20 protein-coding genes are annotated in these 21,383 nt (G+C 75.1%); 11 read left to right on the top strand and 9 right to left on the bottom strand.

What is annotated here, in order from left to right; all coding sequences use genetic code 11:
• Positions 1-15: 15 nt before the first annotated feature.
• Positions 16-2,493: an ATP-dependent helicase HrpB gene (gene hrpB, locus ACI78V_RS06360; RefSeq protein ID WP_456849989.1), complete on the top strand. Its 2,478-nt coding sequence runs from the start codon at positions 16-18 to the stop codon at positions 2,491-2,493.
• Positions 2,494-2,527: 34 nt separating this feature from the next.
• On the opposite strand, the gene ACI78V_RS06355 is transcribed toward hrpB, so the two are convergent.
• Positions 2,528-3,058, bottom strand: coding sequence for a MarR family winged helix-turn-helix transcriptional regulator (locus tag ACI78V_RS06355; RefSeq protein ID WP_456849988.1), 531 nt, complete (start codon positions 3,056-3,058; stop codon positions 2,528-2,530).
• 91 nt (positions 3,059-3,149) lie between these two features.
• On the opposite strand from ACI78V_RS06355, the gene ACI78V_RS06350 reads away from it, so the two are divergent.
• The 5 genes from ACI78V_RS06350 (at position 3,150) to ACI78V_RS06330 (ending at position 8,507) form a co-directional block, all read left to right on the top strand.
• The gene (locus tag ACI78V_RS06350; protein ID WP_456849987.1) at positions 3,150-3,710 is read left to right on the top strand and encodes a YceI family protein; all 561 of its coding nucleotides are present in this window, start codon (positions 3,150-3,152) and stop codon (positions 3,708-3,710) included.
• Positions 3,711-3,906: 196 nt separating this feature from the next.
• A complete protein-coding gene (locus tag ACI78V_RS06345; protein WP_456849986.1) occupies positions 3,907-4,260 on the top strand; it encodes a hypothetical protein in 354 nt (117 codons plus the stop codon).
• 100 nt (positions 4,261-4,360) lie between these two features.
• Entirely contained in the window at positions 4,361-6,250 is a 1,890-nt protein-coding gene (gene typA / locus ACI78V_RS06340) for a translational GTPase TypA (RefSeq protein ID WP_456849985.1), read from the top strand.
• A gap of 308 nt (positions 6,251-6,558) precedes the next feature.
• The gene (locus tag ACI78V_RS06335; RefSeq protein WP_456849984.1) at positions 6,559-7,791 is read left to right on the top strand and encodes an aldose epimerase family protein; all 1,233 of its coding nucleotides are present in this window, start codon (positions 6,559-6,561) and stop codon (positions 7,789-7,791) included.
• Positions 7,792-8,009: 218 nt separating this feature from the next.
• Entirely contained in the window at positions 8,010-8,507 is a 498-nt protein-coding gene (locus ACI78V_RS06330; RefSeq protein WP_456849983.1) for a DUF5994 family protein, read from the top strand.
• A gap of 156 nt (positions 8,508-8,663) precedes the next feature.
• On the opposite strand, the gene ACI78V_RS06325 is transcribed toward ACI78V_RS06330, so the two are convergent.
• The 5 genes from ACI78V_RS06325 to ACI78V_RS06305 all read right to left on the bottom strand — a co-directional run bounded on the left by ACI78V_RS06325 (position 8,664) and on the right by ACI78V_RS06305 (position 13,605).
• Entirely contained in the window at positions 8,664-9,665 is a 1,002-nt protein-coding gene (locus tag ACI78V_RS06325) for a sulfite exporter TauE/SafE family protein (RefSeq protein WP_456849982.1), read from the bottom strand.
• A gap of 235 nt (positions 9,666-9,900) precedes the next feature.
• Positions 9,901-11,310, bottom strand: a complete 1,410-nt coding sequence (locus tag ACI78V_RS06320) for an MFS transporter (protein ID WP_456849981.1) — start codon at positions 11,308-11,310, stop codon at positions 9,901-9,903.
• Between the two features lie 5 nt (positions 11,311-11,315).
• On the bottom strand, positions 11,316-12,317 hold the full coding sequence (locus ACI78V_RS06315) for an anion permease (RefSeq protein ID WP_456849980.1): 1,002 nt from the start codon (positions 12,315-12,317) through the stop codon (positions 11,316-11,318).
• Positions 12,318-12,323: 6 nt separating this feature from the next.
• Complete coding sequence (locus tag ACI78V_RS06310; RefSeq protein WP_456849979.1) at positions 12,324-12,941, bottom strand: DUF47 domain-containing protein; 618 nt, start codon at positions 12,939-12,941, stop codon at positions 12,324-12,326.
• A 106-nt stretch (positions 12,942-13,047) separates the two neighbouring features.
• Positions 13,048-13,605 (bottom strand): sigma-70 family RNA polymerase sigma factor, encoded by a 558-nt coding sequence (locus tag ACI78V_RS06305; RefSeq protein WP_456849978.1) that lies wholly within the window; start codon positions 13,603-13,605, stop codon positions 13,048-13,050.
• Between the two features lie 76 nt (positions 13,606-13,681).
• Between ACI78V_RS06305 and ACI78V_RS06300 the strand changes: the two genes are divergently transcribed.
• From ACI78V_RS06300 to ACI78V_RS06280, 5 genes are read left to right on the top strand one after another with little or no spacing between them, the layout of a single operon-like run.
• On the top strand, positions 13,682-14,326 hold the full coding sequence (locus tag ACI78V_RS06300) for a zf-HC2 domain-containing protein (RefSeq protein WP_456849977.1): 645 nt from the start codon (positions 13,682-13,684) through the stop codon (positions 14,324-14,326).
• Complete coding sequence (locus ACI78V_RS06295; RefSeq protein WP_456849976.1) at positions 14,323-16,128, top strand: copper resistance CopC family protein; 1,806 nt, start codon at positions 14,323-14,325, stop codon at positions 16,126-16,128. Before ACI78V_RS06300 ends, ACI78V_RS06295 begins: the two co-directional genes overlap by 4 nt.
• Before the next feature lie 32 nt (positions 16,129-16,160).
• Entirely contained in the window at positions 16,161-16,904 is a 744-nt protein-coding gene (locus ACI78V_RS06290) for a YcnI family protein (protein WP_456849975.1), read from the top strand.
• The gene (locus ACI78V_RS06285) at positions 16,901-17,557 is read left to right on the top strand and encodes an SCO family protein (protein ID WP_456849974.1); all 657 of its coding nucleotides are present in this window, start codon (positions 16,901-16,903) and stop codon (positions 17,555-17,557) included. Before ACI78V_RS06290 ends, ACI78V_RS06285 begins: the two co-directional genes overlap by 4 nt.
• Positions 17,554-18,636: a hypothetical protein gene (locus ACI78V_RS06280; protein ID WP_456849973.1), complete on the top strand. Its 1,083-nt coding sequence runs from the start codon at positions 17,554-17,556 to the stop codon at positions 18,634-18,636. Before ACI78V_RS06285 ends, ACI78V_RS06280 begins: the two co-directional genes overlap by 4 nt.
• A 29-nt stretch (positions 18,637-18,665) precedes the next feature.
• Here the strand turns inward: ACI78V_RS06280 and ACI78V_RS06275 are convergent, their stop codons facing one another.
• Genes ACI78V_RS06275 through ACI78V_RS06265 form a run of 3 tightly spaced genes read right to left on the bottom strand, consistent with a single transcriptional unit; the run spans position 18,666 to position 21,374 of the window.
• Entirely contained in the window at positions 18,666-19,481 is an 816-nt protein-coding gene (locus tag ACI78V_RS06275) for a phosphocholine cytidylyltransferase family protein (RefSeq protein WP_456849972.1), read from the bottom strand.
• Entirely contained in the window at positions 19,471-20,595 is a 1,125-nt protein-coding gene (locus ACI78V_RS06270; protein WP_456849971.1) for a CDP-glycerol glycerophosphotransferase family protein, read from the bottom strand. Before ACI78V_RS06270 ends, ACI78V_RS06275 begins: the two co-directional genes overlap by 11 nt.
• Entirely contained in the window at positions 20,592-21,374 is a 783-nt protein-coding gene (locus ACI78V_RS06265) for an HAD family hydrolase (protein WP_456849970.1), read from the bottom strand. The genes ACI78V_RS06270 and ACI78V_RS06265 overlap by 4 nt, the downstream gene beginning before the upstream one ends.
• Positions 21,375-21,383: the final 9 nt, after the last annotated feature.

Here is a 21,383-nt window from a genome sequence, read left to right as displayed (position 1 = left end):
GACAGACTGGCCGGCGTGCTGCCACCACCGGGGACGCCGGGCACCGACCTCCCGGTCCGCGCGGTGCTGCCCGTCCTGGACGCCGCGCTGACCGGCGCCGGCAGCGCGGTGCTGGTGGCGCCGCCCGGCACCGGGAAGACGACCCTGGTCCCGCTCGCGCTGGCCGGGGTGCTGCCGGGTCGGGTGCTGGTGGCCGAGCCGCGCCGGGTCGCCACCCGCGCCGCCGCCCGCCGCATGGCGGCGCTGCTGGGGGAGCCGGTGGGCCGCTCGGTCGGGTACAGCGTCCGCGGCGACAGCCGGCGCAGCGAGGACACCCGCGTCGAGGTGGTCACCACCGGGCTCCTGGTCCGCCGGCTGCAGGCCGACCCCGAGTTGTCCGGCGTGGCCGCCGTCGTCCTCGACGAGTGCCACGAGCGGCACCTGGACACCGACCTGGCGCTGGCCTTCACCCTCGACGCGCGGGCCGCGCTGCGCCCGGACCTGCGGCTGCTGGCGATGTCGGCGACCGCGCAGGCCGGCCGGCTGGCCCTCCTGCTGGGCGGCGCGGACCCGGCGCCGGTGGTGGAGGCCACCGGCACGCTGCACGACGTCGCGACGGTGTGGTGCCCGCCCGAGCCGGCGGTGGCGCCCCCGCACGGCAGCCGGGTCGACCCCCGGCTGCTCGACGCCGTCGCCGCCACCACCCGGCGGGCGCTGGCCGAGACCACCGGTGACGTGCTGGTCTTCCTGCCCGGCGCCGCCGAGATCGCCGGTGTCACCGGTCGGCTGGGCGGGGTGGACGCCGACGTCCGGCCCCTCCACGGCCGGCTGCCCGCCGCCGACCAGGACGCCGCGCTGACCGCCGGCCCCCGGCGGCGCGTGGTGCTGGCGACCGACGTCGCCGAGACGAGCCTGACCGTCCCCGGGGTGCGGGCCGTCGTCGACGCCGGGCTGGCCCGGGTGCCGCGCTTCGACGTGTCCCGCGGCCTCGGCGCGCTCGCCACGGTGCGGGTGTCGCGCTCCGCGGCCGTCCAGCGCGCGGGGCGGGCCGGGCGCGAGGGGCCGGGGCGGGTGTACCGGCTGTGGCCGGAGGCGGAGCACGCGCGGCTGCCGGCCGCGCCGGAGCCGGAGATCGCCGTCGCCGACCTGACCGGCCTGGCACTGGAACTCGCCTGCTGGGGCGCGCCCGAGGGCACCGGCCTCGCCCTGCCCGACCCGCCGCCGGCCGCCGCGTTCGCCGTCGCCCGGGCCGCGCTGCACGACCTCGGCGCGGTGGACGACGCCGGCCGGGTGACCGCCCGCGGCCGGTCGCTCACCGCCGTCGGGGCGCACCCGCGCCTGGCCCGGGCGCTGCTCGACGGCGCCCCGCTGGTGGGTGCCCGCCGCGCCGCGGAGGTGGTGGCGCTGCTGTCGGCGGACCTCCCGGCCGGCTCCGACGACCTGGTCGCCGAGTGGCGGGGACTGCGCGGGGGCCGGGGCGGGGCGGCGGCCCGCTGGCGCGAGGAGACCGCCCGGCTGGTCCGTGCCGTCGCGCCGGCCCGGGACCCCGGTCTGCCCGACGACGTCGCCGCCGGCCTGGTGGTGGGCCTCGCCCACCCGGAGTGGCTGGCCCGCCGCCGTCCCGGGACCGGACGCACCTACCTGCTGGCGGCGGGCACCGGCGCGGAGCTGGCGCCGGGCACGGCGCTGTCCGGGGCGCCCTGGCTGGCGGTGGCCGCCGCGGACCGGCAGCCGGGCCGGCGGGACGCGCGGGTGCGCTCGGCCGTGGCGGTCGACGAGGCCACCGCCCGGGAGATCGGTGCCGTGAGCGACGGGCCGGAGGTGACCTGGCGGGACGGCGGCGTGGTCGCGGCCCGCGTCGAGCGACTGGGCGCGATCGTGCTCGCCGAGCGACCGCTCCCGGACCCGGACCCTGCCGCGGTCGCCGCCGCCCTCGCCGAGGGGCTGCGCCGCGAGGGGCTCGCCGTGCTCCGCTGGACGCCGGCCGCGACGGCGCTGCGCGCACGGCTGGCCGCCGCGCACGCCGGTCTCGGGGAACCCTGGCCCGCGGTGGACGACGACGCGCTGCGGACCGCCCTCGCCGGGACCCCCGCCCTCACCGTCGCCCGCGGCCGCGCCGACCTGACCCGGATCGACGTCGCCGAGGCGTTGCGGGCGCTGGTGCCGTGGCAGCTGGCCGGGCGGCTCGACGAGCTGGTGCCCGAGCGGGTGGAGGTCCCGACCGGGTCGCGGGTGCGGGTGGACTACACCGATCTCGAGGTGCCCACGCTGTCGGTCCGGGTGCAGGAGGTCTTCGGCTGGGCCGCCGCTCCGGTGGTGGCCGGCCGTCCGCTGCGGCTGCAGCTGCTCTCCCCGGCGAACCGGGTGGTGGCCACCACCGCCGACCTGGCCGGCTTCTGGGTCACCGGCTACCCCGCCGTCCGCGCCGAGCTGCGCGGCCGGTACCCGCGGCACCCCTGGCCGGAGGACCCCACGACGGCCACGCCCACCCGCCGGGCCCGGCCCCGCGGGTGAGAGGAGCACCCGTGCGTCCGCCCCGGGTGGAGGGTCAGCGCGGGCCGAGGTGACGCAGCAGCGTCTCGCCGAGGTCGCGCATCGCCGCGACCTGCTCGGGGGTGAGCTGGTCGAACAGGTGGGTGCGCACACCCTCGACGTGCACCGGCGCGGCGGCCTCCAACGCGGCGAACCCCTCGTCGGTGAGGACGGCGAGCTGGCCACGCCCGTCCTCCGGGCAGACCTGCCGGCGCACCCAGCCCCGCTCCTCCAGTCGCGAGACCGCGTGGGAGAGCCGGCTGCGGGAGGACAGGCAGGTGTCGGCGAGCTCGCTCATCCGCATGCGCCGCTCGGGGGCCTCCGACAGCGCCACGAGGATCTCGTAGTAGGCGTGGGAGATGCCGGTCGCGTGGGTGAGCTCCCGGTCGAGCCGGTCCTGCAGCAGCTGGGAGCTGTACAGCCACGCGCGCCAGGCCCGCTGCTCGTCCGCGTCGAGCCAGCGGGGCTCCCCGGCGGGACGACCGGACCCGGGGGCGGCGTCCCGGGGAGCCGGGTCCACGGGGGGGACGGACACGTGCGCGGTCATGCCTCCAGGGTACTGGCGGAATAGATGACCCCTCAACTATGCTGGCGTCCAGCAGAAGGTCAAACGCTCAACCAGTTCTCGGAGGCACACCATGACCAGCACCGCCGTCCAGATCCCCGGCTACGTCGTCGGCACCTGGGACATCGACGCCAGCCACTCGACGGTCGGCTTCTCCGTCCGTCACATGATGGTCAGCAAGGTCCGCGGCTACTTCCGCGAGTTCTCCGGCGAGATCGTCACCGCCGAGGACCCGGCGCAGTCCAGCGTCACCGCGCGGATCGACATGGACTCGATCGACACCCGTCAGGAGCAGCGCGACGCGCACATCCGCTCCGCCGACTTCTTCGACGTGGGCAACCACACCGAGATGACCTTCCGCTCGACCGAGGTCCGCACCGACGGTGCCGACTGGACGGTCGTCGGCGACCTGACCATCAAGGGCATCACCAAGCCGGTCGAGCTGGAGCTCGAGCTCAACGGCTTCGGGCCGGACGCCTACGGCGGCACCCGCGCCGGCTTCAGCGCCAAGACCGAGATCTCCCGCAAGGAGTACGGCGTCGACATCGACATGCCGATGGACGGCGGCGGCGTCGTCGTCGGTGACAAGATCACCGTCGAGCTCGAGATCGAGGCCGTGCTCCGCACCGCCTGAGTCGGCTTCCCGTACCCCCGCCGCCCGCGGGCTCGCGGCGGCTCCAGGGGGACGGCTCCGAGGGCCCCGGGCACCCGCCCGGGGCCCTCGTCGTGTCCCGGGTCCGGCGCGCTCGGCGCTGCGGCAGGATCCCCGGTCCCGGAGGGGGTCGGACCGAGGGGCGGGGCCGGGGGAGGGGAGGGGGACACTGGTCGGCATGTCGACCTCCACCCTCACCCGCGTGCAGACCCGCTTCCCGTCCGCCGTCCTGGTCGCCGTCGGCCTGGCCGCCGGCTTCGGCATCGCGCAGGGCACCGGGGTCCGCGCCCTCGGCGGTGCGGTGTTCGCCCTCGGCGGGCTCGCGGCGGCGTGGTTGTGGGTGCAGCGGCGGGGCTGGGCGGTCGCCCTCGGCCTGGGCGCGCTCTACGTCGGCGCCTTCGTGCTCGCCCACGTGCTGGCGCTGGGCGTCGGGATGGCGGCCTGGCTGGCGGTGAGTCTGGTCACCATCGCCGCCGCAGGGGTGACGTTCGCGGTGGCCGACCGCCCGCGGCCGGAGGTCGAGGCGCGCTGAGCGCCTAGCATGGGAAGGTCGCCGGGCCGGCGGCCGTTACCCCTGGTGTCTGGGCGCGTGGACGCGCCGACCCCCTGAACTCCCTGAGGTGCCTCTCCGCATGCCCACCCGCGACGACCTGCGCAACGTGGCGATCATCGCCCACGTCGACCACGGCAAGACCACCCTGGTCGACGCCCTCCTCCGCCAGGCGGGCGCCCTCGGGCGCGCCAAGGGCGAGGGGACGGACAACGACTCCACGCAGGACCGCGTCATGGACTCGATGGACCTCGAGCGTGAGCGCGGCATCACCATCCTCGCGAAGAACACCGCCATCCACCTGGCCGACGACAAGGGCAACCCCGTCGTCGTCAACATCGTCGACACCCCCGGCCACGCCGACTTCGGCGGCGAGGTCGAGCGCGGCCTGTCGATGGTCGACGGCGTCGTCCTGCTCGTGGACTCCTCCGAGGGCCCGCTGCCGCAGACCCGGTTCGTCCTGCGCAAGGCGCTGGGCAAGGGGATGCCGGTCATCCTCGTGGTCAACAAGACCGACCGCTCCGACGCCCGCATCGGCGAGGTCGTCGACGAGACCTACGAGCTGTTCATGGAGCTGCTCGAGGACAACGGCCTGGACACCGACGCGCTCGAGTTCCCGATCGTCTACTGCAACGGCAAGGCGGGGAAGGCGTCGCTGAACCGCCCGGCCGACGGTACCGACCCCGACAACCCCGACCTCGGGCCGCTGGTGAAGACGCTGCTGGACACCATCCCGGCGCCCACCTACGACGCCGAGGAGCCCCTGCGCGCGCAGGTCACCAACCTCGACGCCTCCCCGTTCCTCGGCCGGCTGGCGCTGCTGCGCATCCACTCCGGTGAGATGAAGCGCGGCCAGCAGGTCGCCTGGTGCCGCACCGACGGGTCGGTCAAGAACGTCAAGATCACCGAGCTGCTCGTGACCGAGGGGCTCACCCGCACCCAGGCCGAGAGCGCCGGCCCGGGCGACCTCGTCGCCATCGCCGGCATCGAGGACATCATGATCGGCGACACCCTCGCCGACCCGAACGACCCGCGTCCGCTGCCGCCGCTGACCGTCGACGAGCCGTCGATCTCGATCACCATCGGGATCAACACCTCGCCGATCTCGGGCAAGTCGGGCAAGAAGCTCACCGCCCGGCTGATCAAGAACCGCCTCGACCAGGAGCTGGTCGGCAACGTCTCCGTGCGCATGCTGCCCACCGAGCGTCCCGACACCTGGGAGATGCAGGGCCGCGGCGAGCTGGCGCTGGCCATCCTCGTCGAGCAGCTGCGCCGCGAGGAGTTCGAGCTCACCGTCGGCCGCCCGCAGGTGGTCACCAGGGAGATCGACGGGACGCTGCACGAGCCGGTCGAGCGGGTCACCATCGACACCCCCGGCGAGTACGTCGGCACCCTGACCCAGGCGCTGGCGTCCCGTCGCGGGCGCATGGAGAACCTGGTGCACCACGACACCGGGTGGGCGCGGATGGAGTACGTCGTCCCCTCGCGCGGCCTCATCGGGTTCCGCACCGAGTTCCTCACCGAGACCCGCGGCACCGGCGTCCTCAACCACAACCTCGAGGGCTACGAGCCGTGGCTGGGCGACATGCGCGCCCGTCCGACCGGCTCGCTGGTGGCCGACCGCCAGGGCGTGGCGACGTCGTACGCGATGTTCTCGCTGCAGGAGCGCGGCCAGCTCATGGTCGCCCCGGGCACCGAGGTCTACGAGGGCATGATCGTCGGCGAGAACTCCCGCCCCGACGACATGGACGTCAACATCACCAAGGAGAAGAAGCTCACCAACATGCGGTCCTCGACCGCTGAGGAGCTCGAGCGGCTCATCCCGCCGCGGATCCTGAACCTCGAGCAGGCGCTGGAGTTCTGTGCCGAGGACGAGTGCGTCGAGGTCACCCCGGCAGCCGTGCGGGTCCGCAAGGTCATCCTGGACCAGAACGAGCGCGGCAAGGCCAAGAACCGCAAGCCGAAGGCCTGAGACAGGGCCCCTCCTCCTTCCCGCTCGCAGGCGCGCGGTGAGGCACTCGGACGGGGTCGCACGGCCGAGCGAGCAGTCGTGGTCGCGACACGTGCGCGACACGCCGTACCCAGCGGCGACGACTGCCCGCTCGGCCGTTCGCGTCCCCGGGGCGGCGTTGACACCCCTCCGGCGCGCTCCCTAGCGTTCCTGATCGTCCTCGGACCGCTTCTCGGGGCACCGCCCCCACATCCCCGTCTCCAGGTTCGCGCGGTGCCCCCTCCGCCGCGCGACGACGCCGGTGGACCGCCACGGACATCGGAGTCCCCATGCCTGGACGCCCGCCCGCCACCCTCCCGCCGCGCACCGTCACTCCGCCGGGACGACGCCGCAGGGCCCTCGTCGCCGTCGTGGGCGCCGGACTGGTCGCCGGCGGCCTCACCGCCACCCCGGCCGGCGCCACCGGCGGGGGCGGTGCCAGCACGTCCGTCGAGCCCTTCGGCACCACGCCCGACGGCACCGCCGTGGAGCGCTGGACGCTCACCAACGGGGACATGACCGTCCGCGTGCTCACCTTCGGCGGTGTCATCCAGACGCTGGAGGTGCCCGACGCCGACGGCCGGGTCGAGAACGTCGTCCTCGGCTTCCAGGACCTGGCCGGCTACGTCAGCGACGAGGACCCCTACTTCGGCTCCCTCATCGGCCGCTACGGCAACCGCATCGCCGGCGGCAGCTTCACCCTCGACGGCACCACCTACCAGCTGCCGCTCAACGACGGCCCCAACACCCTGCACGGCGGGCCGACCGGCTTCGACGACCGGGTGTGGGAGGCCACCGACGTCGGCGACGACGCCGTGGCCGCCCTGCGACTGCGCCTGGTCAGCGCCGACGGCGACCAGGGCTTCCCCGGCACCCTCACCACGACCGTCACCTACAGCTTGGACGACGAGTCGCGGCTGACCGTCCACTACGAGGCCACCACCGACGCGCCGACCGTCGTCAACCTCACCCAGCACACGTACTGGAACCTGGCGGGGGAGGGTTCCGGGTCGATCTACGGCCACGAGCTGCAGATCGACGCCAGCGGCTACACCCCGGTCGACGCGACGCTCATCCCGACCGGCGAGATCGCCGCGGTGGAGGGCACCCCGTTCGACTTCCGCGAGCCCACCGCGATCGGCGCGCGGATCCGGGAGGACGACCAGCAGCTGCTGTACGGGCAGGGCTACGACCACAACTGGGCCCTGGACCGCGAGGACGACGGCGCCCGCGAGGGCTCGGACCGCGAGGACGCCCTCGAGCAGGCGGCCGTGCTGCGCGACCCGGCCAGTGGCCGCACCCTGACCATCTCCACGACCGAGCCGGGCCTGCAGTTCTACTCGGGCAACTTCCTCGACGGCACGCTGGTGGGCACCGGCAGCACCGTCTACCGCCAGGGTGACGGCCTGGCGCTGGAGACCCAGCACTTCCCCGACTCGCCGAACCAGCCGCAGTTCCCGTCCACGGAGCTGCGCCCGGGCGAGACCTACGACAGCACCACGGTGTTCGACCTGTCCTCCTGAGGACCGGGCACGTCCGCGGATGTGCGGGGTGCACGTCCGCGGACGTGGACGTCAGGCGGGGTGTCGTGATCGGTTCGTGACGAGCCGTGATGGCGGGCCGGGGCGCGCCGACCCGCCCAGCCGACGTGCCACGGGGCGCGCCCACCTCCTCTCCTACGGTCTCCTCGGGCCCGTGTGTCGAGGGGCCGGGGCGACGAGGAGAGGCAGGCGGAACGCTGATGAGGACCACCCTGCAGACGCTGGCAGCCGAGGGGCACCGCGGCGGGATCGACGTCCGGGTGAGCCTGCGCAGCGACGCCGGGTCGGGGGAGCACTCCTTCGACGGCGCCTGGTTCCCCCGCAGCCGCGACCTCGCCGTCGAGCTGCCCGAGCTGGTCGCGGCCCTGGACAAGCGGGGCGTGCGCGTCGAGCGGTTCACCTACCCGCTGGAGGCCTGGTCGCCGGCGCCGCGCAAGGTCGTCGTCGGGGGCCGGGTGGTGCGCACCGGCGGCTTCCGCAGCATGGACCCCGGTGTGGTCTGCCTGACCTGGGACGGCGGCACCCGGCGGGCCGACCTCCTCGTCGTCCCGCCGGAGACCGACGTCATCACCGGCGCGCGGGCGCTGCGGCTGTGCACCCGCCGCGGCCTGCCGCGCTCGCCGCAGATGGTGCTGGCCGCCGCTCGCTCCACGCCCCTGCCGCAGGTGCCGGGCCTGCCCTACACCCGGGCGGTCTGACGAGGCCACTCCGGACGCGGAGGGGAGCTCCCGCACCGCCGGCCCCGTCCGGGGCTCCCCGCCGGTCTCGAGGCGGCCCCGCTGGTGGCCCGGTGACCCCGGGACGGCGAGAGGCCCCGCCCGGCAGTGCCGGACGGGGCCTTTCGGGGTCCTGCTTCAGTCGCGCGGTGCGCTGGGCCGGCCGGCCGTGACGTCGCGGGCGAGGTCCGCGGCGTCGGCGGCGTCCGCCGGCAGGTCGATCTCGTCGTGCACGTGCACCGCCTCCGCGGCCAGCGCGTCGGCCGACTCCAGCGCGCGGTCCTTGCGGTACTCGCGGAAGGAGTGCACGACGGCCGCGGCCCAGATGGCGTAGAGCAGCGCGTAGACGGCGTAGCGGACCGGGTCCGAGGCGTCGATCCAGTCGCTGCGCAGCAGCGTGCGGGTGTTGGTCAGCACGATCACGCCGCCGACCAGCGAGCCGAGCATCCGCGGCGGCACGTGGCGCACCAGCCAGGCCGCCAGGGGGGCGGCGATGAGACCACCGATGAGCAGGGCGAGCACCCAGGCGGCGTCGATGCCCTGCGAGCCCAGCGCGAAGAGGAAGCCGAGGCTGGCGGCCAGGGCGACGAGGAACTCCGAGGTGTCGATCGAGCCGATCACCTTGCGCGGCTCCATGCGGCCGCTGGCGAGGATGGCCGGCGTGCCGACCGGGCCCCAGCCGCCGCCGCCGGTGGCGTCGACGAAGCCGGCCACCAGGCCCAGCGGGCCGAGGAAGCGCTTGCGCATCGGCTTGCCGAGGTGGCGGCGGTCGACGCCGCGCAGGGTGAAGCGGACCAGCAGGTAGATGCCGAGCGCCAGCAGGATCAGCGACATCACCGGGGCCGCGACCTCGGTGGAGAGGGCGGACAGCACCGTCGCGCCGAGGAAGGCGCCCAGGGCGCCGGGGACGCCGATCTTGGCGACGACCTTCCAGTCGACGTTGCCGAACTTCCAGTGCGAGAGACCGGACGCCAGCGTCGTCCCGATCTCGGCGAGGTGGATGGTGGCCGACGCGGCCGCCGGGTTGGTGCCGATGGCGAGCAGCAGGGTGGTGGACGTGACGCCGTAGGCCATGCCCAGGCTGCCGTCCACGAGTTGGGCACCGAGGCCCACGAGGGCGAGCAGGGTGAGGGTCTTCACGGGGACTCCGGATCCGGGGAGGTCCGCGGGCGCGCAGCAGGGCGCGGCACGACGCGGGACGAGCGTGGAGGGGGTGCGCGGGAGCGCCGGTCGTCAGCAGCCCGGACAGCGGGCGGTGCAGACGCGCAGCAGGTCGACGTGGATCCGCCCCACCAGGAGCACCGTCGTCGCCGCCACGAGGGATATGTCTACCAGATCGATCGGGATATGCGAACGCGGGTCCCACGGTGCGGGATCACGCCCGCAGGACGTCCGCGCGGACCGTCGCCAGGGACACCGCGGCGCCCAGCACGAAGAGCCCCGCGCAGGTCAGCATCGCGGTCGGGTACCCGGCGCCGAACACCTCCGGCCGGGCGTAGTCGGCTCCGGACAGCCCCACCGCGACCGGCAGGGTCGCGACGGCGAGCAGTTGCGCGGCCCGGGCCACGGCGTTGTTCACCCCGCTGGCCACCCCGGCCAGCGCGTCGGGAGCAGCGGCGAGCACGGTGGCGGTCAGCGGCGCGACCGTCGTGGCCATGCCCAGCCCCTGCAGCAGCGACCCCGGCAGCACCCCGGTCAGGTAGGGCGACCCGGCGTCCACGCCGGCCAGCCACGCCGTGCCCGCAGCGGTGAGCAGGGGCCCGACGGTCATCGGCAGACGTGGGCCGGTGCGCACGGCGAGGGACCCCGCGGCCGGCGACAGCAGCGTGATGAGCGCGATGGAGGGCAGCATGGCCGCACCGGCCGCGGACGCGTCGTAGCCGAGCACGGTCTGCAGCTGCAGCACGAGGAACAGCGACGAGCCGCCCAGCCCGCCGTACACGGCGAACGTGGCGAGGTTGGCCCCGGTGAACTGCCGCCGGGCGAACAGCGCCGGCGGCAGCAGCGGGTTCCGCGCCCGCCGCTCCCGCACGACGAAACCGGCGCCGGCGACCACCCCGAGGACGCCGGCGGTGACGACGTCGGGTCGTCCCGGGTCCTCGCCGGCGGCGATGAGCGCGTGGGTGACCGCGCCCAGGGCCAGGGCGCCGAGGGCGGCCCCGGGGACGTCGAAGCGGCCACGCCGGGTGTGGTCACGGCTCTCCGGCACGTGGCGTCCGGCCACGACGAGCACCACCGCGGCCACCGGCACGTTGAGCAGGAACACCAGCCGCCAGCTGGCCGAGTCGACCAGCAGGCCGCCCAGGAACGGGCCGACCAGCCCGGCGATCCCGGCGAACGCCGACCACAGCGCGATCGCCCGTGCCCGGTCGCCGGGGCGGAACGAGGCCTGGACCAGCGCCAGGCTGCCGGGGGCCAGCAGCGCGCCGCCGACGCCCTGCACCACCCGGGCGGCCACCAGCTGCCCCGGCGAGGCCGCCAGCCCGCACAGCAGGGACGCGGCGGCGAACCAGCCCACGCCCACCAGGAACACCCGCCGCCGGCCGTAGCGGTCCCCGAGCGCCCCGCCGAGCAGCACCAGCGCCGCCAGCGCCAGCGTGTACCCGCTGACGGTCCACTGCAGCCCGGCCAGCGAGGCGTCGAGCTCCGACCCGATCGCCGGGAGGGCGACGGTCACCGCGGTGCCGTCGAGGAACGCCATCCCCGAGGCGAGGACGGTGGCCAGCAGCAGCAGGCGGCCGCGCGCCGTCCCCAGTGCGACCGGCGCGGGCTGCGTGCCGGTCACCGCCCTCAGCCGACGACGAGGTGGGTGACGAAGTAGGCCACGGCGGCGACCGCCGCGGCGGCCGGCAGGGTGACCACCCACGCCACGACGATGTTGCCGGCCACCCCCCACCGGACGGCGGACAGCCGCCGGGTGGATCCGACCCCCATGATCGAGGTGGTCGTGATGTGCGTGGTGGAGACCGGGACGGCGAAGACCGTTGCGGTGGTGACCATGACGCTCGACGCCACCGTCTGGGCCGAGAAGCCGCCGGCGGGGGTGAGCTGGATGATCCGGCGTCCCATCGTGCGCATGATGCGGAACCCGCCGGCGTACGTGCCGGCGCTGATCGCGAGCGCGGCGGCCAGGACGACCCACAGCGGAACGGTGAAGTCGTCGATCTCGCCGGCGGTGAAGAGCGCCAGGGTGATGACACCCATGGTCTTCTGTGCGTCCTGCAGGCCGTGGCCGAGCGCCATGGTCGCGGAGCTGGCGATCTGCGCGTACCGGAAGCCGCGGTTGGCGCGGGTCACGTTGGCGCCGCGGAAGACCCACAGGATCGCCAGCATGAACAGGTAGCCCAGGCCGAAGCCCACCAGTGGCGAGACCACCATCGGGACGACGACCTTCTCGAAGACGCCGACCCACTGGACGGTGTGCGCCGCCGCCAGCGCGCCGCCCACCAGCCCGCCGATGAGCGCGTGGGAGGAGGACGACGGCAGGCCGAACCACCAGGTGATCATGTTCCACACGATCGCGCCGACCAGGGCGGCGAAGACGATCTCCAGGCCTCCGCTGCCCTCGGGCGGGTCGATGATCCCGGCCCCCACCGTCTTGGCCACCTCGGTGGAGAGCACCGCGCCGATCAGGTTCATCACCGCTGCCAGGGCCAGCGCCACCCGCGGGGTGAGGGCCTTGGTGGAGACCGCCACGGCGATGGCGTTCGCCGCGTCGTGGAAGCCGTTGGTGTAGTCGAAGGCCAGCGCGACCAGGATGATGACGATCAGGGCGACGAAGGCCGCGTCCATGCCGGGTCAGGACTCCTTGACGGTGATCGTCTCGACGACGTTCGCCACGTGCTCGAAGGCGTCGGCGGCCTCCTCGAGCTGGTCGGCCACCTCCTTGAGCTTCAGGATCTCCAGGGCGTCGAACTCGCCGCTGTAGAGCCGGGAGAGCAGCCGCCGGTAGAGCTTGTCCGCCTCGTTCTCGATGCGGTTGACCTCGATCCAGTACTCGGAGAGGTCCTTGAGCGTGCGCAGCCGTGGCATGGCCTCGGCGGTGGTCTGCGCGGCCCGCTGCAGCAGCGCCGTCTGCTGGCTCATCTCGGCCGGCAGCGTGCCCAGGCCGGTGAGGACCACCAGGTCGGCGGCGGCCTCGACGAAGTCCATGACGTCGTCGAGGTCACTGGCGAGGTTGTAGATGTCCTCGCGGTCGAACGGCGTCACGAAGCTGGAGTTCAGCTGCCGGAAGATCGCGTGGGTCGACTGGTCGCCGGCGTGCTCCAGCTCGCGCAGCCGTTCGGCGAGCTCCGGCCGGCGGGCGTGGTCGTGGATGAACTCGCTCAGGACGTCGGTGGCCGCCACCAGGTTCTGCGCCGAAGCGGTGAACAGCGGGTAGAAGCTGGAGTCCTTGGGCGTCAGGCTGAAGGGCACGCGTGGCTCCCGGTCGGTGGAGAGTGTCCGGTCGCCCGCCGCCTGGCAGCGGTCGCACGGCCGTCGGGCAGCATAGGTGCCCGTTCACGCGGGGTTCACCCGGGCGTCACCCGTGGGCGGCGTCGGCTTGCTCACTCCCGAGCGCGTCGACGAGGTCGGCGCGGGCCCGGGCGACCCGGGAACGGATGGTGCCGACCGGGCAGCCGGCGACCTCCGCGGCCTCGGCGTACGGCAGCCCCAGCAGCTGCGTCAGCACGAACGCCTCGCGACGGTCGGGGGCCAGCCGGGCCAGCAGGTCGTTGACGACGGCGCCCTCGCCCACCCGGTCGGCGGTGTCGGTCGTGTCCACGGTCTCCAGGTCGGCGTCGTCCCGGACGAGGGTGAGCCGCCGGCGCCTGCGGGACCGCACCGCGTCGGCGCAGACCCGTCGGGCGATCGACAGCAGCCACGTGCGCAGGGAGGACCGGCCCTCGAACCGGTGCAGGGCGCCGAAGGCCCGCAGGTAGGTCTCCTGGGTCAGGTCGTCGGCGGACTGCCGGTCACCGAGCGCCGCGCACAGCCGCCAGACGTCGGACTGCGTCGCGCGCACCAGCGCCGCGGCCGCGAGGGGGTCGCCGTCGACGGCGGCCACCGCCAGCCGGTCCAGTTCCTCCACGCCTGTCATCCTCCCGGGAGCCGCCGTCGGGGCCGATCCCGAAAGTGGGGGGAACCAACCGTGCCCCTGCGGCGACTACCCCATCATGCAGTGCACCCCGTACCGCGAGGCGCTCTCCGCCCGGCTGGACGGCGAGTCGCCCGGTGTGCCCGCCGCGGAGCTCGACGAGCACCTGGCGGGCTGCACCGGCTGCGCCCGGTGGGTCCGGCAGGCCGAGCTGGTCACCCGTCGCGCCCGCCTCGCGCCCGCCCCGCCCGTGCCCGACCTCACCGTCGCGGTCCTCGGGGCGCTGCCCCGGGAGCTCCCCGGCACCGCTTCGGCGGCCCGGGCCCGGCTGGCCGCCACCGCGCTGCGCCTGGCGCTGCTGGCCGTGGGCGTGGCGCAGGCGGTGGTCGCCTGGCCCGCCCTGTCCGCGGGCACCGCGGCCATGAGCGCACCGGTGCACATGGCGCACGAGACCGGCGCCTGGAACTTCGGCGTGGCGGCGGCCTTCATCGCCGTGGCCGCGGCGCCGCGGCTGGCGGCCGGCGCCCTGCCGTTCCTCGGCACCTTCGCCGCGCTGCTGCTCGCCCTCACCGTCGCCGACCTGCGGGCCGGGCACGTGCACGCCGACCGCGCCGTCGTCCACGTGCTGGTGCTGGTGGGGGTCGCCCTGGTCTTCACCGTCGCCTGGCGCGGGCGGCGCCGTCGCACCGTGCCCGCGGTCGCCCGCGAGCGGGTGCCGGCGTGACCGCGACCGCACGGCGCCGCACGCCGGCGGGGCTGCTGCTCCTCCTCGCGCTGGTCGTGGCCTGGCTGGGCGCGGGCGTGCTCACCGCGTCGCCCGCCGCCGCGCACGCGGAACTGGTCGCCACCGCCCCGGGGGAGGGTGCGCGGCTCGAGCAGGCGCCCGCCGAGGTGACGCTGACCTTCACCGAGGGCGTGTCCCTCGGCGCCGGGTACGCCCGGGTGCTCGACGCGGCGGGGGAGCGCGTCGACGCCGGCGCCGCGACCGTCGAGGGGAACGCGGTCGTCGTCCCCCTGCGCAGCGGCCTGGGCGACGACGGCTACCTGGTCACCTACCGGGTGGTGTCGGCGGACTCCCACCCGATCTCGGGGGCCTTCTCCTTCGTCGTCGGCGACGGTGAGCTCCTCGCGGCCGGTGTCGACGCCGCGGGCCCCGGCACCGACCCGGTGGTCGCCGTCCTGCTGCCGCTGGCCCGCTGGCTGGGCTACGCGGGGCTGGCCCTCGGCCTCGGCGTGCCCGTCCTCCTCCTGGCCGGCTGGCCGGCGGGCTGGGCGTCGCCCCGCCTGCGCGGGCTGGTCACCCGGGGCCTGGCGGCGGTCGCCGTGGGGGCCTGTGCGAGCTTCCTGCTGCAGGGGCCCTACTCGGCCGGCAGCGGCGTGCGCTCGGTGGCCGAACCGGCGCTGCTGGGCGCCACCGCGTCGTCGGCCAACGGCGCCACCCTGCTGGTCCGCGCCGCGCTCGCCGTCGCGCTGCTGGTGCTCCTGCGGCAGGTGTGGCGGCGCGGGGTTCCGCCGGCGCCCGCGGTGCTGGCCGGTGGCGGGGTCCTGGCGGCCGGTCTGGTGATCGCCACCGCGGCCGTCGGGCACCCGGTGGCCGGTGCCTGGCCGGTCCTGGCGGTGGCGGCCGCCGCGGTGCACGTCGCGGCGATGGCGGTGTGGCTCGGCGGCCTGGTGGGCCTGCTCGCCGGCGTCCTGCGGGAGGACGCCCCGCCGGCCGACCTCGCCGCCGCACTGCCGCCGTTCTCGCGCCTCGCCGCGGGCTCGGTGACCGCGCTGGTGGTCACCGGGGTCGTCCAGGGCGTCCGCGAGGTGGGCTCGCCCGTCGCCCTGGTGACGACCACCTACGGCTGGGTCCTGCTGGCCAAGCTGGCCCTGGTGCTGCTCCTGCTGGCGGCCGCCGGCATCTCCCGCGTCTGGGTGCAGCAGCACCTCGGGATCAGCCGGCCGCGCCCCGCGGGGCGGCGCCGGGTGACCGCGCACGCCTTCGCCGCCGGCGGCGAGGGCGCCGCCGCCCACCCGACCGTCGAGACGGCGGCCGGTGCCCGCGCCGAGGTGCAGGCCCGTGCGGCGGCGGCCGAGCGGGCCTCCCTGCGCCGCTCGGTGCTGGCCGAGCTGGTCATCGCCCTGGTCGTCGTCGGCCTGTCGTCGGTGCTGGTCGGCACCCCGCCGGCCCGCGCCGAGGTGAGCCGCCCCGTGGACGTGACCCTGCCGCTGGAGTCGGCGGCGGGCACCGACGGGAGCGTGCAGGTGTCGGTCGACCCGGCGACGGCCGGGCCCAACACGCTGCACGTCTACTACTTCGACGAGACCGGCCGGCTGGCCCAGCCGGTCGACATCCGCGTGGCGCTCACCGAGCCCAGCCAGGAGATCGGCCCGGTCGACGTCGAGCTGCAGCCGGCCGGCCCGGGGCACTACGTCGGCGACGGGATGACCATCCCCGGCGCCGGCACCTGGACCCTCGCGGTGACGATCCGGGTCGACGAGTTCACCGCCAGCAGCGCGACCACCACCCTCGCCGTCCGCTGACCCGCTCCATCCACCGATCCGACTGGAGAACCGTGTCCACCACCCTGCCCCGCCCGATCGCGCGCCTCGGCGTGGTCGCCGTGGCCGTGCTCGTCGCCCTGGCCGCCGCCGTCGCCGGCGCCGGCACCGCCTCGGCCCACGTCACCGTGTCCTCCGCGGACGGAGCCCCCGGTGGCTTCGGCAAGCTGGTCTTCCGCGTGCCCAACGAGAGCGACACCGCCAGCACCGTCGCCCTGCGCATCTCCATCCCGGAGGAGGCGGCGATGGCCTCCCTGCGGACCCAGCCCCTGCCCGGCTGGACGGTCACCCTCACCCGGTCGGACCTCGCGACGCCGCTGGAGAACCACGGTCAGCAGGTGACCTCGTACGTGTCGGTCGTCGAGTTCCGGGCGGCGGACGGCGTCGGCATCCGGCCGGGCGAGTTCCAGGAGTTCGCCCTCTCCGGCGGGCCGTTCCCGGAGGCCGACGCGGTCAGCTTCCCGGCGGTGCAGACCTACAGCGACGGCACCGAGTCCGCCTGGATCGAGCCGACCGTCGACGGCCAGCCCGAGCCCCAGCGTCCGGCGCCGGTGCTGACGCTGGCCGCGTCCTCCACGTCCGGGGGCCACGCGGCCGACCAGGTCGCCACCGACACCGCCGCCTCCACCGAGGCCGCCGGCGACGAGGGCTCCGGCACGGGCACCGTCGCTCTCGTCCTCTCTGTGGTGGCCCTGCTGCTGGGGATCGGCGGCGTCGTCCTCGGGTGGCGGGCCGGCCGTCGTACCGTGTCCTCGTGAGTCCGCACCGCCGCAGCCGTCTGGTCGCCCTGGTCGCCTCGGCCGGGATCCTCCTGACCGGCTGCGGCGGTGGTGCGGCCGCCGAGGGCGGTGGTGAGCACGACCACTCGGGTGGCGCCGCCGTCGTCGAGGGGCCCGAGGACCGCTTCGCCGGCGTCGACCTGCCCGACCCGTACCAGCGGCCGTCGTTCACCCTCACCGACACCAGCGGGGCGGCCTACGACTTCGCCGCCGCCACCGCCGGCACGCCGACGCTGCTGTTCTTCGGCTACACCAACTGCCCCGACATCTGCCCGACGACGATGGCCGACGTCGCCGTCGCACTCCGGGGCGTGGACCCGGCGCTGGCCGAGCAGGTGCAGGTGGTCTTCGTCACCACCGACCCGGCGTTCGACACCCCGGAGGTCCTCGCCGAGTACCTGCGCCGCTTCGACGCCGACCTGCCCAACCGCTTCGTCGGCCTGACCGGCGAGCAGGCCGCGATCGACCAGGCGCAACTGGCCGCCGGCGTGCCGCTGGCCGAGGACTCCGGCCGGCTGCACTCCTCGCTGCTGCTGCTGTACGGAGCCGACGACCTCGCGCACGTCGCGTTCAACGGCGGGAACACCAGCCGCGACATCGCCGGTGACCTCAGCCTGGTGACCGGGGCGTGATCCGGCGGTCCCCCGCCCGCCTGCTCGTCGTCGTCCTCGGGGTGCTGGCGACCCTGCTGGTCGCCGGGCCGGCCGTGGCACACGTCGGCGGCGGCGCCGCGGGCAGTGACTTCGACGGCCGGGTGCTCACGGTGCAGCCGGAGATGCCCGGTGTCTCGGTGCGGGTGCTGTCCTTCGGCGACGAGTTCGAGGTGGTCAACGGCACCGCCGCCGACGTCGAGGTGCCCGGCTACTCCGACGAGCCCTACCTGCGGATCGGCCCGGACGGCGTCTGGCGCAACGCCAACAGCCCGGCCACCTACATCAACCTGGACCGCTACGGGCGGACGACGCTGCCGGCGAACGCCGACCCGGCCGCCGAACCCGAGTGGGTCCGGGTCTCGACCGAGCCCCGGTACGTGTGGCATGACCACCGCACGCACTGGATGAGCGAGGACCTCCTGCCACCGGCCGTGGCGGCCGACCCGACCCGCGAGCACCTGGTGTCGGAGTGGCTCGTGCCGATGTCCCACGACGGCAGCGAGGTGCAGGTGCGCGGTGAGCTCACCTGGAGCCCGCCGCCCTCGCCGTGGGTGGTCTGGCCGCTGTACGCGGCCCTCGCGCTGACCGCCGTCGCCGCCGGGGTGATCGCCCGCGGGCCGCGTCCGCTGGGTGCCCTGCTGTTGCTCGGCGGCGCCGCCGCGCTGTGGCACGCGCTGGCCACCCCGGAGCCCCCCGCGAGCGTCTCTTCCCACGCCGGCGCCATCGCCTCGGCGCTGCTGCCCGGCCTGACCGCCGCCGGGGTCGCCGTCCTGGGCTTCGGGGCCTCCCGCCGCGGGCGCGGGGCGATGACCGGGCTGCTCGCCGTCGTCCTGGGCTGGCTGCTGCTGGTCCAGGGCCTGCCCGACGTCGACGTCCTGTGGACCGCGCACGTGCTCACGGCCGGCCCGGCGCTGCCGGCCCGGGCCGCGGTCGCCGTGCTGGTGGCGCTCGGCGTCGGGTGCGTGGTGGGCGGCGTCGTCGCCGTCCGCCGCTTCCGGGAGGCCGAGGGGCCGCGCCGGGCCGGGGACCGCGTCGGCGAGCCGCTGCCGGTCGGCTGAACCGGCAGCGGCTCGCGGGACGGGTCCTCCTACAGGTCGCCGCCGGGCACGGGGTGCAGGTGGGACCGGGCGGAGAACAACTCGTTGGCCCGCTCCAGGTCGGCCTCGAAGTCGACCTCCACGGCCGAGAACCGGGAGATGTCGATCGGCGTGAAGCGCAGCCCCTCGCCGAGGATCGCCGTCTCGATGCCGCGCTCGAAGTAGTCCTGGTCGGCGCAGGCGGCCAGGTGCTCCACGAGGACGGGCTTGTCCGCCGACGACACGTAGTTGATGCCCACCGCCTCGCCGAGGCCGCCGACGACGGTCTTGGACAGCTCGGCGATGTACCCCTCGGCGTCGAGGGTGTACTTGACCTCCTCGTCGGCCACGCTGGAGGTGTCGACGCAGACGAAGCTCTCGTCGGCCCGCAGGGCCGGCAGGGCCGCCTCGAGCACCGCGGGGTCGAACACGACGTCCCCGTTGAGCCAGAGGACGCCGCCGTCGCGGGTCGCCCGGAGCGCGCGCAGCAGGCTCTGCGAGGTGTTGGTGACGGCGTAGTCGGGGTTGTAGGCGAACCGCACGTCCGGTACGGCCGCCATGACGCGCTTCGCCTTGAACCCGACGACGACGGTCACGTCGACCGACGGCCCGAGGACGGCGCGCAGGCCGTCGAGCTGGCGCTGCATGATGCTGCGCCCGTCGTGCAGCGGCGTGAGCGGCTTGGGCCAGGGGCGCCCCAGGCGGGTCCCCATGCCGGCGGCCAGGATCACGACCTGGACCGGTGTGGGCACGGGCTCCGGGGCCGGCAGCGTGGGCAGTGTGCCGGTCAGGCCCAGGTGTGCGGTCGTGGCGCGGTCAGCGAGCACTGTCGTCCCCTCCTCGGGTGGTGGTGGTGGTGGTTGCGGACGGATCGGACGGGAAGAGCAGGTCGAGGACGCGCTCGGTGGCGTGCCCGTCCTCGAGGTGGCAGAAGGTCTCGCGGAAGCGGGCGTAGCGCTCCGCGTGGGCGGCGGCGACCGCGTCGAGGTCGGCGACGGCGTCGACCAGGTCCTTGCTCGTCGACAGCAGCGGTCCCGGGGCGACGTCCTCGAGGTCGAAGTAGAAACCGCGCAGCTCGTCGCGGAAGTACTCCAGGTCGTAGGTGTAGAAGAGCATCGGCTTGCCGGTGATGGCGAAGTCGAACATGGTCGACGAGTAGTCGGTGACCATCGCGTCGGCGGCCAGGTAGAGGTCGCGGATGTCGGGGTGGCTGCAGACGTCGCGGACCGGGGAGCCGTCGACGACCTCCAGCCGGTCCATGACCATGTTGTGCAGCCGGAGCAGCAGCACGTGGTCGCCGCCCAACCGCGCGCTGAAGTCGTCCAGGTCCACGGGGAACTCGAAGTCCTGCGGCCCGGTCTTCTTGAACACCAGGTCGTCGCGCCACGTCGGGGTGTACAGGACGACGGTCTGGTCGTCGGAGACCCCCAGGTCGGCGCGCACGGCGGCGCGGACCTCGTCGCGGCGCGGGCTGCTGAGCAGGTCGTTGCGCGGGTAGCCGGTCTCGTGCACCGCGCCGGTGTAGCCGAACGCGCCGCGCAGCCGCGGCGTGCTCGCGGCGTTGGGGGACAGCAGCAGGTCCCACTTGGCGATGTCGTGCTCGAGGTAGGCCAGCCGGCCCTCCGGCGCCCACCGGACGTCGTTGTGGATGCGCTTGAGCGGGGTGCCGTGCCAGGTCTGCAGGTAGGTGGCGCCCGGACGCTTCTCCCAGTCCAGCGGGATGTGGTCGTTGGAGACGACCAGGTCGGCGCCTTCCAGCGCGGCGATCGACTCCGGGCTGCCGAAGGTCACCGTGGCGACGTCCTCGGGGAAGGTGGCCTGCGTGTGCGGCGCGGACAGCCACGTGTGGGTGGCGTCGACGCCACGGGTCTGCAGCCCCTCGTAGAGGGCGCGCGGGCTGTCGGAGAAGTGGCCGCGGAAGGCCACGTAGACGATGTTCACTCCGCTCCTCCCGTGGGCAGCAGGTCGCCGGCGGCCCGGCGGGTCAGGACGGGCAGCACCAGGTCGGCCAGCTGCTGCCAGGAGTCGACGACGAGCAGGACGCCGGCGTCGGTCAGCGCGGCCGCCCGCTCCGCCCGCTCGGCCTCGGCGACGAAGAGCAGGTTCCCGACGGTGGGGCAGCCGGCCCGCACGGCGGAGAGCGCACCGGGGACGGAGTCCTCGACGGCCAGCCCCGCCTCCGGGGCGATGCCCAGCTGCTCGCAGGCGTGCAGGTAGACGGCGGGATCAGGCTTGCTGGTCGGCACCGGCAGCGAGTCCTCCGCGCTGAAACGGACCGCGGGCGGGATGAGGCCGGCCAGCCCGGTCGCCGTGAAGCAGGCGTCGAGCCGCGTGAGCGCGCTGGAGCTCACCGCGGCCAGCCGCAGGTGCGCCGACAGCGCGGTGAGCGCGTCGGTGGTCTGCTCGTGCGGGGTGAGGGTGGCGCCCAGGTGGGCGGTGACGGCGCGCTTCTCCTCGGCGACCCACGGCTCGACGTCGGCGTCCGGCTGCCCGGCCTCGGCGGCGAGCCGGCGCGACGTCGTCCGGAAGTTCATCCCGGTCGTCGCCAGCCGCAGCTCCTCGGCGGTGAAGCGCAGGTCCACGCCCAGGGAAGCGAGGAAGCGGTTGGTGACCTCCGCGGAGGCGACGAAGGCTGGTTCCTCGGAGGGGAACAGGTTGCCGTCGGCGTCGCAGAGCAGGGCCTCGAGGCGCTCGACGAGCGTCTCGGGGAGGGCGGGCATCGGGTGGGT

The sequence above is a fragment of the Geodermatophilus sp. SYSU D00742 genome (assembly GCF_054049935.1).
This window is presented reverse-complemented; position numbering and strand designations above follow the sequence as displayed.

Bases quoted from the DNA above. Each gene is read 5' to 3' on its own strand.
- ACI78V_RS06315 (WP_456849980.1), bottom strand. From the start codon at position 12,317: ATGGACGCGGCCTTCGTCGCCCTGATCGTCATCATCCTGGTCGCGCTG.
- ACI78V_RS06345 (WP_456849986.1), top strand. From the start codon at position 3,907: ATGTCGACCTCCACCCTCACCCGCGTGCAGACCCGCTTCCCGTCCGCC.
- ACI78V_RS06305 (WP_456849978.1), bottom strand. From the start codon at position 13,605: ATGACAGGCGTGGAGGAACTGGACCGGCTGGCGGTGGCCGCCGTCGAC.
- typA (WP_456849985.1), top strand. From the start codon at position 4,361: ATGCCCACCCGCGACGACCTGCGCAACGTGGCGATCATCGCCCACGTC.
- ACI78V_RS06265 (WP_456849970.1), bottom strand. From the start codon at position 21,374: ATGCCCGCCCTCCCCGAGACGCTCGTCGAGCGCCTCGAGGCCCTGCTC.
- ACI78V_RS06300 (WP_456849977.1), top strand. From the start codon at position 13,682: ATGCAGTGCACCCCGTACCGCGAGGCGCTCTCCGCCCGGCTGGACGGC.
- ACI78V_RS06350 (WP_456849987.1), top strand. From the start codon at position 3,150: ATGACCAGCACCGCCGTCCAGATCCCCGGCTACGTCGTCGGCACCTGG.
- ACI78V_RS06330 (WP_456849983.1), top strand. From the start codon at position 8,010: ATGAGGACCACCCTGCAGACGCTGGCAGCCGAGGGGCACCGCGGCGGG.
- ACI78V_RS06335 (WP_456849984.1), top strand. From the start codon at position 6,559: ATGCCTGGACGCCCGCCCGCCACCCTCCCGCCGCGCACCGTCACTCCG.
- ACI78V_RS06355 (WP_456849988.1), bottom strand. From the start codon at position 3,058: ATGACCGCGCACGTGTCCGTCCCCCCCGTGGACCCGGCTCCCCGGGAC.